Below are 12720 nucleotides of genomic sequence, written 5' to 3'. Positions count from 1 at the left end.
ATTATACTGGAAATTCCGCGCCGCGATAAGCCCGAAGCCGCGCGCCCGCGCGATTGCTGCGCGTAAATTGCCGCTTCTCACAAAATTTAACAAAAATAGACAACCGTCCGGCGCGCGACGCCAGTAAGGTACTCATCCGAAACACGCTTTTAAGGGGAGACTCTATGTTAACGCTCAATCCCGCTACCACCGCGCTGGTGGTTATCGATTTACAGGAAGGCATCCTTCCCTTTGCGGGCGGCCCGCACAGCGCCGGGGATGTCGTTGCCCGCGCCGCACGGCTGGCTGAAAAGTGCCGCGCCGTCGGCGCGCCGGTGGTGATGGTGCGCGTCGGCTGGTCTGAAGATTTCGCCGAAGCGCTGAAGCAGCCAGTGGATTCCCCCATCGCCGGGCAAACGCTGCCCGAAGAGTGGTGGCACTATCCGGTGGCGCTCGGCAAACGCGACACTGACATCGAAGTGACGAAACGCCAGTGGGGCGCCTTCTATGGCACCGATCTGGAGCTACAATTACGTCGTCGCGGCATCACGACCATTATCCTGTGCGGCATTTCTACTAACATTGGGGTGGAATCCACCGCGCGCAACGCCTGGGAGATGGGCTTTGAACTGGTGATTGCCGAAGACGCCTGCTCCGCAGCCGACGCTGACCAGCACGACGGCAGCATGACGCATATTTTCCCGCGCATCGGGCGGGTTCGTTCCACAGAGGAGATCCTCGCAGCCCTATGATTTATCTCGGTCTGCCGCAGTGGTCGCACCCGAGATGGGTGCGGCTTGGCATTACATCGCTCGAAGATTACGCCCGGCATTTTAACTGCGTGGAAGGCAACACCACGCTTTACGCGCTGCCGAAGGCGGAGATCGTCGGGCGCTGGTACGCGCAGACCCACGATGACTTCCGCTTCTGTTTTAAATTTCCGGCCACCATTTCGCACAATGCGGCGCTGCGCCACTGCGATGATTTAACCGCCGAGTTTTTCGCCCGCATGGCGCCGCTTGACGCCCGCATCGGCCAGTACTGGCTGCAACTGCCCGCCGCGTTCGGCCCGCGCGATCTGCCTGCGCTTTGGGCGTTTCTTGACGCCCTGCCCGGCGATTTTACCTACGGGGTGGAAGTTCGCCATCCCGATTTCTTCGCCAAAGGCGAGGCGGAACTGGCGCTGAACCGTGGGCTTATCGCGCGCGGCGTTAACCGCGTGATGCTCGACAGCCGCCCGGTGCATGCCGCCAAACCGCACAGCCCGGCGGTTATCGACGCCCAGCGGAAAAAACCCAAAGTACCGGTTCACGCGCTGGTCACGGCGCAACATCCGATGGTGCGGTTTATCGGCAGCGACGATATGACGCAAAATGCCGATTTCTTCACTGTATGGCTCGCCAAACTCGCGCTATGGCAGCAGACCACGACGCCTTATCTCTTTTTACACACGCCAGACATCGAACACGCCCCGGAGCTGGTGCATACGCTCTGGCCCGCGCTTCGCGAGGCGCTGCCGACGCTTGGCGATGAACCCGCCATCCCACACCAGGACACCCTCTTTTAGGGCAGCGACAATATGCCCGCGCCACGCTATCATAAGGGCGCCATTAACAGCGTTAAACGGAGTTTCTATGGTAAGCGCGCTTTATGCGGTTCTGGGTGCGTTGTTGTTGATGAAGTTCTCTTTCGATGTGGTTCGTCTGCGGATGCAGTATCGCGTCGCATATGGCGACGGCGGTTTCAGCGAGCTGCAAAGCGCTATCCGTATACACGGCAATGCCGTGGAATACCTGCCCATCGGCCTGTTGCTGCTGCTTTTTATGGAGATGAACGGCGCGCAGAACTGGATGCTGCACGTCTGCGGCCTGCTGCTGCTGGTCGGTCGTCTGATGCATTATTACGGCTTCCATCACCGGCTGTTACGCTGGCGGCGCAGCGGCATGAGCGCTACGTATATCGCGCTGCTGCTGATGGTGCTGGCCAACATCTGGTATATGCCCTGGGAGTTGGTTTTCTCGTTCCATTAGCGCAAAATACGCCCCTTTCGTTTTCCCCAGGATTTACGCTATGTCTAATCGCGACACGCTGTTCTCCGCGCCCATCGCCCGTCTGGGCGACTGGACTTTCGATGAGCGGGTGGCTGAAGTCTTCCCCGATATGATCCAGCGTTCCGTGCCGGGCTATTCCAATATCATTTCCATGATTGGCATGCTGGCGGAACGTTTCGTCCAGCCCGCAAGCCAGGTCTACGACCTCGGTTGTTCGCTCGGCGCCGCCACCCTCTCGGTGCGCCGCAACGTGCATCACGATGGCTGTAAGATTATCGCGGTGGACAATTCGCCCGCTATGGTGGAGCGCTGCCGTCGCCATATCGACGCGTTCAAGGCGAAAACGCCGGTGGAGGTGATTGAAGACGATATCCGCAATATCACCATTGAGAACGCCTCTATGGTGGTGCTCAATTTCACGCTCCAGTTCCTCAATCCAGACGACCGTCAGCTGCTGCTCAATAAAATCTATCAGGGACTTAACCCCGGCGGCGCGCTGGTGCTCTCTGAAAAATTCAGTTTTGAAGACAGCGATGTCGGCGAGCTGCTGTTTAACATGCACCATGATTTCAAGCGCGCCAACGGTTACAGCGAGCTGGAGATAAGCCAGAAGCGCAGCATGCTGGAAAACGTCATGCTGACCGACTCCGTGGAAACCCACAAAGCGCGCCTGCGTCAGGCCGGTTTTGAGCACAGCGAACTCTGGTTCCAGTGCTTTAACTTTGGCTCGCTGGTAGCGCTGAAAGCCGGGAGCGCGGCATGATCGATTTCGGTAAGTTTTATCAGCAGATAGCCTGCGGCCCGCTCGCGCACTGGCTCGAAACGCTGCCCGCTCAGGTCGCCGCCTGGCAGCGCGACGCCCTGCACGGCCAGTTTAAGCAGTGGAAAAATTCTCTCGATAACCTGCCGGCGCTGGTGCCGGATCAGCTTGACCTGCTGCACAGCGTCAGCGCGCAGAGCGATACGCCGCTCAGCGACGGTCAGCGCAAGCGTATCGAACAGCTGCTGCGTACGCTGATGCCGTGGCGCAAAGGGCCATTTTCGCTCTATGGCATCGATATCGACACCGAATGGCGCTCCGATCTCAAATGGGATCGCGTGCTGCCGCATATCACCCCGCTTGCTGGCCGCACTATTCTCGATGTGGGCTGCGGCAGCGGCTATCACCTCTGGCGCATGGTCGGCGCAGGCGCGCAATTGGCGGTGGGCATCGATCCGACACAGCTGTTCCTGTGCCAGTTTGAGGCGGTCCGCAAGCTGCTGGGCGACGATAACCGCGCGCACGTGTTACCGCTCGGCATTGAGCAGATGTCCGCGCTCAATGCGTTCGATACCGTCTTTTCTATGGGCGTGCTCTACCATCGCCGCTCGCCGCTGGAGCATCTCTGGCAGCTTAAAGATCAGCTGGTGAAAGAGGGCGAGCTGGTACTGGAAACGCTGGTGGTGGAAGGCGATGAAAACACAGTGCTGGTGCCCGGCGAGCGCTACGCGCAGATGCGTAACGTCTACTTTATTCCGTCCGCGCCGGCGCTGAAAAACTGGCTGGAAAAATGCGGTTTTGTGGATGTGCGCATTGCGGATTACTCGGTCACCACGGTGGAAGAGCAGCGCCGCACCGCCTGGATGCAGACGGAGTCGCTGGCGGATTTCCTCGATCCTCAGGATGCCACGAAAACCCGCGAAGGCTACCCTGCCCCGCTGCGCGCCGTGCTGGTGGCCCGCAAGCCCTGACTGACAACGCCTCCCGCCCGGCATGAGCGGGAGGCGTACGGTTATTTCGGAATACGCAGCACCTGGCCCGGATAGATTTTTTCCGGGCTGGTCAGCATCGGTTTATTGGCTTCAAAAATTTTCTGATACTGGTTCGCATCGCCATAAACCTCTTTAGAAATCGCGCTCAGGGTGTCGCCTTTTTTCACCGTGTAATACTGGCTTTCCGGCGCAGGGCTTGCCACCGCCACGTTATCATCGACATGCCCGATGCCCGCGATATTCCCTACCGCCACCAGAATTTTCTCTTTGGCCTCCTGGCTTAAGCCCTGACCGGTCACGGTCGCTTTGCCGTCATCGACCTGCACCTGCACTTTATCGGCGTCCGGGATGCCGGTTTTTTTCAGGTGCTCCTGCACTTTGGCGTTCTGCTGCGCCGCATCGTTATGCCCGGAGACGCTGTCCCAGATTTTCTCGCCCGCTTCTTTGACAAAATTCAGTAAGCCCATAATTCCTCCTCAAAAAAATTCACCTGAGAAGTGTGGCAAAGAAACGGCGAAATAAACCAGGCGGTAGCGTACCGTTTGCGTTAAAAGTGAACAGCCAGCCGCAAGCGCGACGCCGCACCTTGCTATCACACAAAAAATGCCCGGCTGTGCCGGGCTGGTGTGTTGTGCTTAGCGCGGCGCGCAGCGTTCGTACCAGTCGTGGTTTACCCGCTCGCTGCACGCCTGCGGATCGTTCAGGTTACGGCACAGTGGCGGCACCGCTGGCGGCGTGTCGCACGAATTCTGCGCCACCCTGGCAGGCCCGACGTGACCGCGCGTCGCCTCGCCGTGGTAAACGGTCGGCGCCGTTTTTGGGGCTTCAGGTGTCGCTCCCGGCAGCAACGCGCGCACGCCGGTAATAATGGCGAAAAACAGCAGCGCCAGCAGCACCTGCTTCTTCATGCCGCCGCGTTTCGGTGCCGGCTTTTTGCGAAAGCGTTGCAGCGCGCCGGGGTAGCGCCAGAGATCGGTCCAGGCGAGCAGCAGCGTGACTGTCACAAAGATCCCCATCGCGAGCCGGCCGCAGATCAGCGCGATAACCACGCTGACGACACAGAACGGAATGACATGCGCGAGAAGCCGCCAGCGTTTGCGCCGTGGCGAGTAGATAAACCGCGGCAGCAGTCGTTCGCTCAGCGCCGTGTCGGTACCTGACAGTGACCGGGTGAAGCCAGACCACAGCGCCAGCGGCACCGCGCCCACGACCATCGCCACCACCGGCGCCACCAGCACGCGCAGCACCACGTCCCAGGGGGTTATCGTGCCGTCGTAAATCGCCGGCAGCATCCAGCCGAACGTCGCCATCATCAGCCCGATAAACCAGAGGCTGCGCAACATCGGCACGTTCGTGCTGTTAAGCTTATGAGACGTCTGCTCCCAGGCGTGGATATCCACGCCCACAAAACGCGGGATGAGCGCCGGATGACCAATCTCCAGCCGGTCGGTCAGTCTCGCGCAGGCAGCCCAGTCGTCGTCGGTGTAGTCGAGCCCCGCCAGCATTCGCGCGTCTTCATCCTGCTCGCGCAGCACCATACGCGCCGCCCGGTGCGCCGAAGAGTCGTCCGGCGCGTCGCGCTGCGCCGTAAGCGTCGCGAATAGCCGTTCATCTTCGTCGCGGGCGATGATCGGCATCCACAGCTCCGGCAGGTCGGGCCGCTCGCCGCGCGCCTCATCCCAGTGAAACAGCGTGCACAACGCGGCGAACCGCGACGTGGACCATTCGGGCATGTCATCCAAAAGCGTCAGCGCCAGGCGCTGCAACTGAAGCTGACCATCATAACTTTGCAGCCAGGGCGTATGCGCTAACGCACGCAGGCGCGCGAGATAATGGCCGTCCTGGCCTTCCGCCAGCGCCGCCGCCATCTCAGCGGCATAAGGCGCCAGCAGCACGCCGCGCAACCGGGTCTGTTGCGCGTTATCAAGCGGCAGGGTTTGCCCGGCCGTCAGCCACTGGAACAGCGCCTGGGCGTGCGCGACAAGGCCCGGCTCGCCGGAAGCGGAATGCGACAGACAGCGCGCCAGCACCGCTTTTTCAAACGCGACGCCCTCGCCCACCGCCCGCGCCTGGAGCCAGCGTGCGTTGAGGTTTGCTTCAGTAAGCCCGTCGAGCCACTGGTCAACGCGCCGTGTACTGTCGCGCCTGGGCGGCGCAGAGTCGATGTCCGGCGGCCGCGTGGGTTCAGGCTCGCTGGCGCTCTGCTCTTCATGATGAAAGCGCCGCGAGAAGTCCGGCGCGTCTGGCGTCTGCGCCACATTGTCAGGCGCGAACGGCTCATCCGTCACGTCATCCGTTGGCTCGTCGTCCCACCGCTCGCGGGCATATTCCAGCGCCTGTTCATAGGCGTCACGTAATTGCTGAAAGCCTTCCGGGTCTTCATCCGGACGGCAGGTTTTGAGCTGTTTTGCGTAGGCGCGTTTAATGGCGCGCTCATCCGCGCCGGGCTCCAGGCCGAGAATATCCAGAAAACGCATCAGAAGAGCCACATCCCGGCTTCGATAGCGTCAGCCTGCAGGCTAATTTCCTGGCGCGCCTTGTCGATACGCGCATCATCCTGGCTCTCCAGCGCCTGCTGGAAACGCGCGCCGAGATAGCTGATTTCTTCGCGCAACTCGCCGGTGTTTTCCTGATATAACCGGTCAAGGCGGGCCAGCAGATGGGTGTTAGGCTGGCGCTCGCGGGGGTGAATTTTCAGCGCCTGCAATTCCGACAGCCGCTGGGCTATCTCCTCGGGCGTCAGTACGCCGGGATTATTTTCGATAATCAGCTGATGGCGCTGGCCGGTCAGCGGCACGGTGACTTCCGCCTCCAGAATGCCGTTAACGTCATAGGTAAAACGCACGTCCAGCGTGACCTCGCCCTCCGGTTTTGGCGGCACCGGCACGCGCATATGGCCAAGCTCAATGTTGTCTTTCACGAGGCGGCTCTCGCCCTGGTAAATCGTGAACGCTACCATCGTCTGGTTATCGTAGAGCGTGCTGACGGTTTTCACGCGGCTCACCGGCACCACCACGTTACGCTCAATAATAGGCAGATAGTGGCCCTCGTCATGATGGCGGCCAAACGCCTTAACGGTTTCGATACCGAGCGTATACGGGCAGACGTCGGTCAGCACCACTTCCTCAAGCGCCGCATCGCGTTTTTTCAGCGCGGCCTGTACGGCCGCGCCAAGTGCTACCGCTTCGTCCGGGTTAATGGAAACCGACGGAAAACGGCCAAACAGGCTGGCGGCCAGACGGCGCACCAGCGGCATCCGGGTCGCGCCGCCCACCAGCAGGATTTCATCGAGATCCGCCACCCGGATGCGGGCGTCACGCAGCGCGCGCTCAATCGGCTGGCGCAGACGGGCCAGCAACGGCGCGAAAATCTCATTCAGCTCGCCCTGATGAATCGTCTCGCTCCAGATCTGTTCTTCAGCGCGCAGCGTAAACGTCGCGGTGTGCTGCTCGCCGAGCGTCTGACGCACCCGCTCGGCCTCGCGGCGCAGCGCGTGGGTGTACGCGGTCGGGTCAGGCAGGCCGCCGGCGGCCATCTGGCGCGACACGAAAAAGTCGATCAGCGCCTGGTCGAAATCCTCGCCGCCAAGAAAGTTATCGCCTGCGCTGGCGCGCACTTCCATCACGCCTTCAAACAGCTCAAGCACCGAGACGTCAAAGGTGCCGCCACCGAGGTCGAACACCAGGAATGTGCCTTCCTCGCCCTGGCGGTGCAGGCCATAGGCCAGCGCCGCGGCAGTCGGCTCGTTAATCAGTTTTTCAACTTTTAGCCCCGCCAGCTCGCCCGCCACCTTTGTGGCTTTGCGCTGCGCGTCGCTGAAATAGGCCGGCACGCTGATCACCGCCTCGGTCACCGGCTCGCCGCAGGCGCGCTCGATATCGTCCTTAAGGCTTTTCAGCACCAGCGCCGACAGCTCCTCAGCGCGAAACAGCTTATCGCCGAGCCGGGCACTCCAGGCGGTGCCCATATGGCGCTTGAAAAGCGCGGTAGTGAGATGCGGGTGCGTATGCAGGCGCTCCCGCGCGGCTTTGCCGACCAGTACGCGGCCTTCGTCGTCAAGGCCGACGACGCTCGGCGTAAGTAACTCCCCCAGCGCGTTGGTGATAAGCCGCGAGCTGCCATCCTGCCAGACGGCGGCGAGGCTATTGGTGGTACCGAGATCGATGCCGACGATCATCCTGTTCTCCCTTTTCAGGCTATGCTGTTGTCTGCGACAGAAACTGACACTGCGTGGCATCTTCCTTGAGCCCGCCCCGAAAGACAAGACGGCGACCAGATTTGGTAGTCCCCTGGCGTCAGGCATAAAAAAAGCCCCGGCAAAAGACCGGGGCCTGGTACGAGCAAGCATCATATTGGGCGACATGATGCGCGGTAAAAACTGAGGACAAAAATCAGCGCGCTGACAACATCGCCGCCTTCATGGCGGCTACCGCGTTGCCATCCACCTGGTAACGGGAGTATTCGTCGGCGCTGGCGTCCGATGACATCGAGACGCCGGTATTGCGATAGCGCATGGGTGAAGCCACGTGGAGGCCCGCTGAGCTGTGAAGCTCGTCGATCCCCTGCGCCAGAAACAGGTCGAGGTTACTGAGCCGTACCCCTGCACCGGCCATAATGATTGGAGCACGGGACTTGCGCTTTAGTTCCGTAATTAATGAAATTCCTTTTTCCGCGCTCGCCTGCTGCCCGGAAGTAAGAATGCGCGCCACGCCGAGATCGGTTAATTCTTCCAGCGCTTTCAAGGGGCTGGCGCACATATCGAAGGCGCGGTGAAAGGTGACGGCCATGCCGTCGGCGGCGCGCATAATTTTGCGCATCCGCACGATATCCACCTCGCCGTCTTCATTCAGCACGCCGGTCACCAGCCCCGCAAAGCCGAGTTCACGGATAAACGCGATATCGTCGAGCATGGCGGCGAACTCATCGGCGCGGTAGCAAAAATCGCCGCCGCGCGGGCGCACGATAGGATGAACGGGAAGGGTTATCTGCGCCCGCGCGCCTTTGAGCACGCCTGCGGACGGCGTTAAACCGCCTTCATTTACGGCCGAGCAGAGTTCAATGCGGTCTGCGCCCGCCTCCTGCGCGGTCTTCGCGCACGCCAGGCTGTAACAGCAGATTTCCAGTAACGGCATGGGTAACTCCCTGTAAATTAAAGTAGTGGTCAGCTTCCGCCAAACGACTTAGTCTGGAAGCTCTCTCGCAGCAGGACAACCTATCATGGCATTCAATTTCGACGAAGAGATCAACCGCCGTCACAGCGACAGCATTAAGTGGAACGCCCATGACGACTCGGTATTGCCGATGTGGGTGGCCGACACCGATTTCCGTTCGCCCGCCTGTATTACCGACGCGCTGATGGCGCGCGTGCAACATGGCGTGTTCGGCTATGGCGCGCACCCGCAGGGGCTTGCGCAGGCGTTTGTCGACTGGTGCGAGCGCCGCTATGCCTGGCATGTCGATCCGCAGTGGCTGGTGTTTTTGCCAGGCATTGTCGCCGGGCTGAACCTGTCGGTGCGCGCGTTTACCGCCCCTGACGAGACGACCATCGCGCCGACGCCGATTTACCCGCCGTTTCGCAAATCCGCCGCACTCGCCGGACGCGCGCAGCTTAACGCGCCGCTACAGCGGCGTGGGCAGCGCCTGACGCTGAATACCGACAGCCTGCGCGCGTCACTTACCGGCCGTGAAAAGCTGCTGATGCTCTGCAACCCGCAAAACCCCGGCGGTACGGCTTATCGTCGCGATGAGCTGGAGGCGCAGCTCGCGTTCGCGCAGGAGCGCGATCTGATCGTCTGCTCCGATGAAATCCACTGCGATCTGATCCTTGAGCCGGGCGTGTGTCATATACCGTTTGCCTCGCTCAGCGAAGACGCCGCGCGGCGCTCCATCACGCTGATGTCGCCGTCGAAAACGTTTAATATCGCCGGGCTTGGCGCGTCGGTGGCGGTGATCCCGGATGCCGCGCTGCGCCAGCGTTTTTGTGACGCGCGCGCCGGGATCGTGCCGAATGTGGATGTGCTGGCGCTGACCGCCGCCGAAGCAGCCTGGCGCGGCGGCGAACCGTGGCTCGAAGCGCAGCTAACCTACCTGCGTCGCAACCGCGACAGGCTTTACGCCGCGATAAGCTCGCTGCCGGGGATGGAAATGCTGCTGCCGGAGGCGACGTATCTCGCCTGGGTGGACGCGTCAGGGCTCGGCGTGGAAAATCCGACGCGCTTTTTTAAACGCCAGGGGCTTGGCTTCTCACCTGGCGCGGATTTCGGCGACCCGCAGCACGTGCGGATTAACTTTGGCTGCACGGCCGCCACGCTGGAGGAGGCGATCGCGCGCCTGACGCGCGCGATCAACGCCACTGACATCAGGGCTTAAACACCGCCCGCACGCAGCCATCCACTTTGTTTTTAAACATTTCATAACCACGCGGCGCGTCTTCCAGCGAGAAGCGGTGCGTGGCGAGAAAATCGGTACGCAGCTCGCCCCGCGAGGCGTGATCCAGCAGGCGTTTCATATAGGTTTGCCCATGCTGCTGGGCGGTACGAATGGTTAAGCCTTTATTCATCGCCACGCCGAGCGGGAATTTGTCCATCATTCCGTAGACGCCGAGAATAGCGAGCGTGCCGCCTTTACGGCAGGCGCGGATCGCCTGGCGCAGCGCCGCGCCGATATCGGTGTGCATTTTGAGCGCCTGTTTGGTGCGATCATAGGCATATTCGAGCCCCTCGCCGTGCGCCTCCATGCCAACCGCGTCGATGCAACTGTCAGGGCCGCGCCCGCCGGTAATCTCCAGTAACGCCTCGTAGATATCCACTTTGGTATAGTCGAGCGGGATAGCGCCCACCATATCGCGCGCCATCGCCAGGCGCTCCGGGAAGCGGTCAATGGCAATCACTTTTTCCGCGCCCATCAGGTATGCGCTCTGTGCCGCCATCAGCCCCACGCCGCCGCAGCCCCAGACGGCAACCGTATCGCCCGGGTGAATATTGCAGAAATCCGCGCCCATGTAGCCCGTCGGCGCTGCATCCGAGAGAAACAGCGCCTGTTCGTCAGAAACGCTCTCCGGTACCACAAAACAGTCGTTATCGGCAAACGGCACGCGCACATACTCGGCGTGCGATCCGGCGTAGCCGCCGAAGGCGTGGCTGTAGGCGTAAATGCCCGCGGTGGGGTAGCCGAGAATTTTCTCCTGCATATGCGCGTTCGGGTTGGTGTTATCGCAGCAGGAGGTCAGGCCGTGGTTGCAGAACCAGCAGGAGCCGCAGGAGATAAACGACGGCACCACGACGCGGTCGCCGCGGCGGATGTGTTTCACCTCCGGCCCTGCTTCCACCACTTCGCCCATAAATTCGTGGCCGAGAATATCGCCCTCTTCCATGCTCGGAATCAGGCCGTCAATAACGTGTAAATCGGACCCGCAGGTAGTAGTAAGTCCCACCTTCAGGATCACATCGTGCGGGTTAACGAGGACAGGGTCGCTTACGGTCTCGACTCGCAGATCGTTCACGCCATTCCAGCAGAGTGCTCGCATCGTTTATTCCTCCACCTTGTCCATGCCGCCGTGGCGCCCCGCCGGCTGCGGTTTGTTCGTGGCGATTTCGCCTGTCTCAGCGAGGTTTTTAAAACGGCGCAGCGCCTGGCTCAGCATCGCCTCGGGCACCAGATCGATTTTCTTCGATAACCATTCGCCTAAAAACCCGCCCGGCGGATCGAAGTGCAGCGCCAGCGTCACTTCGGTGCCGCGCTCCTCAGAGACATGGCGGAAGGTCAGCCTGCCGGCGTTCGGCACCGTGGCCTTTTTCTCCGATGCCCAGCTGATGTAGTGGCCGCGCTCTTCGTCGACGATGTGCGCATCCCACTCGACGGTTTTGCCAAGCGGCATCCGCACCGCCCAGTGGGAAGCGGTATCGCTGAGGATGGTGATACGGGCGACGTGTTCCATAATGCGCGGCAGGGTTGCAGGGGCGCGCCATAAATCAAACAGCTCCTCGGCGGAGCGATGGATAAGCATGGAGCGGCGCAGCCCCGGCTCATCGCGGTTTATCCACAAATCGGTGTGTTTTACGGTGTGTTGCATGAGTCTCTCCCATCGGGTCGAAAACAGGCGTCGGGTCTCTCCTTACTTTTTACAGGGTCGTGCGGGAATAGATCCCCTGAATACTATAGACAAAAAACGGGGCCAGACGGTTTATCCGCCTGGCCCCGTGCGTGATGGCGCGCAATTAACGCTGTTCGCTTGCGACTATCTCTTCGATGGAATACGGGTGGAATTTGATGGTGACGATGCGGTCGGTCACGGCGAGCGTCGGGTTTGGCAGACGCTCATGTTCGCCCGCCGGCGAGCTGGTTTTCACCGCGATATCCGGGGCCATCAGGCCCTCGTCGCCCAGCAGTGCCAGCGCCCGCTGGTTGAGCGTTTCCGGCGCGCCGGGCAGCACGATTTCAATGTGTTCCCAGCCTTCATGCGGATAGCGCTTCTCGCCAGGCCACGGCAGCTCAACAATCGTAAAGCGCCACGGGCCGACGCAGACCGGCTCATCCAGCCGGAAGAGACAGATAGGGCGACCATTAATGATGTTTTCGCTCAGTAACGTTCCACACTGCTCAAACCCTTTACGCCAGCGCTCGGCAGTAGCGTTCTGATGGCAGCGCAGAGAGATGTGGTCAGCGCGCAGGCCGTTAATGTCAAGCGCGAGGCGCGCGGCGAGCGTCTGTAGCGCCGCCTCAAAACGCGGCAGATCCGCGCGAATATCCTGGAGTTCTTCCGGGGTGTGCCAGTGGGTCATCGGCTTTTCTCATACGGGGACAAAGGCGCTAATCTACCTTGTTTGACGCCACGGCTCCAGCGCGCGCCGCCCTGCCCGCCGGTGCTGACGCCGCCATCTAAATACAGTATACTTTTGCCCTCTTTTTTCTTAAGACCGCACGCTGCCGCCTTCGACAG

Annotated in this window: 13 protein-coding genes; 6 read left to right on the top strand and 7 right to left on the bottom strand. The window is 61.0% G+C overall.

What is annotated here, in order from left to right; genetic code table 11:
* Positions 1-164: 164 nt before the first annotated feature.
* The 5 genes from AFK63_RS06335 (at position 165) to cmoB (ending at position 3761) form a co-directional block, all read left to right on the top strand.
* The gene (locus AFK63_RS06335) at positions 165-731 is read left to right on the top strand and encodes a hydrolase (RefSeq protein WP_038862315.1); all 567 of its coding nucleotides are present in this window, start codon (positions 165-167) and stop codon (positions 729-731) included.
* Positions 728-1546 (top strand): DUF72 domain-containing protein, encoded by an 819-nt coding sequence (locus AFK63_RS06330; protein WP_038862314.1) that lies wholly within the window; start codon positions 728-730, stop codon positions 1544-1546. Before AFK63_RS06335 ends, AFK63_RS06330 begins: the two co-directional genes overlap by 4 nt.
* Positions 1547-1613: 67 nt before the next feature.
* A complete protein-coding gene (locus AFK63_RS06325) occupies positions 1614-2009 on the top strand; it encodes an MAPEG family protein (protein WP_007677951.1) in 396 nt (131 codons plus the stop codon).
* 40 nt (positions 2010-2049) lie between these two features.
* On the top strand, positions 2050-2793 hold the full coding sequence (gene cmoA / locus AFK63_RS06320; protein WP_038862312.1) for a carboxy-S-adenosyl-L-methionine synthase CmoA: 744 nt from the start codon (positions 2050-2052) through the stop codon (positions 2791-2793).
* A complete protein-coding gene (gene cmoB / locus AFK63_RS06315) occupies positions 2790-3761 on the top strand; it encodes a tRNA 5-methoxyuridine(34)/uridine 5-oxyacetic acid(34) synthase CmoB (protein ID WP_038862311.1) in 972 nt (323 codons plus the stop codon). The genes cmoA and cmoB overlap by 4 nt, the downstream gene beginning before the upstream one ends.
* 41 nt (positions 3762-3802) lie before the next feature.
* Here the strand turns inward: cmoB and lysM are convergent, their stop codons facing one another.
* From lysM to cutC, 4 genes are all read right to left on the bottom strand, one after another.
* A complete protein-coding gene (gene lysM, locus AFK63_RS06310; protein ID WP_038862310.1) occupies positions 3803-4249 on the bottom strand; it encodes a peptidoglycan-binding protein LysM in 447 nt (148 codons plus the stop codon).
* A 168-nt stretch (positions 4250-4417) separates the two neighbouring features.
* On the bottom strand, positions 4418-6259 hold the full coding sequence (locus AFK63_RS06305; RefSeq protein ID WP_038862308.1) for a J domain-containing protein: 1842 nt from the start codon (positions 6257-6259) through the stop codon (positions 4418-4420).
* Positions 6259-7959: a molecular chaperone HscC gene (locus AFK63_RS06300; protein ID WP_038862307.1), complete on the bottom strand. Its 1701-nt coding sequence runs from the start codon at positions 7957-7959 to the stop codon at positions 6259-6261. The genes AFK63_RS06305 and AFK63_RS06300 overlap by 1 nt, the downstream gene beginning before the upstream one ends.
* Positions 7960-8173: 214 nt before the next feature.
* Positions 8174-8914, bottom strand: coding sequence for a copper homeostasis protein CutC (cutC, locus tag AFK63_RS06290; RefSeq protein WP_038862306.1), 741 nt, complete (start codon positions 8912-8914; stop codon positions 8174-8176).
* Between the two features lie 85 nt (positions 8915-8999).
* On the opposite strand from cutC, the gene AFK63_RS06285 reads away from it, so the two are divergent.
* Positions 9000-10151, top strand: coding sequence for a MalY/PatB family protein (locus AFK63_RS06285; protein WP_038862305.1), 1152 nt, complete (start codon positions 9000-9002; stop codon positions 10149-10151).
* On the opposite strand, the gene AFK63_RS06280 is transcribed toward AFK63_RS06285, so the two are convergent.
* From AFK63_RS06280 to AFK63_RS06270, 3 genes are all read right to left on the bottom strand, one after another.
* Positions 10141-11307, bottom strand: coding sequence for a zinc-dependent alcohol dehydrogenase (locus tag AFK63_RS06280; RefSeq protein WP_038862304.1), 1167 nt, complete (start codon positions 11305-11307; stop codon positions 10141-10143). The genes AFK63_RS06285 and AFK63_RS06280 overlap by 11 nt on opposite strands.
* Before the next feature lie 3 nt (positions 11308-11310).
* Entirely contained in the window at positions 11311-11853 is a 543-nt protein-coding gene (locus AFK63_RS06275; RefSeq protein WP_038862303.1) for an SRPBCC family protein, read from the bottom strand.
* Positions 11854-11998: 145 nt separating this feature from the next.
* A complete protein-coding gene (locus AFK63_RS06270; RefSeq protein WP_038862301.1) occupies positions 11999-12562 on the bottom strand; it encodes a VOC family protein in 564 nt (187 codons plus the stop codon).
* Positions 12563-12720 lie beyond the last annotated feature (158 nt).

The organism is Cronobacter muytjensii ATCC 51329 (genome assembly GCF_001277195.1).
Taxonomy (GTDB): Bacteria; Pseudomonadota; Gammaproteobacteria; order Enterobacterales; family Enterobacteriaceae; genus Cronobacter; species Cronobacter muytjensii.
This window is presented reverse-complemented; position numbering and strand designations above follow the sequence as displayed.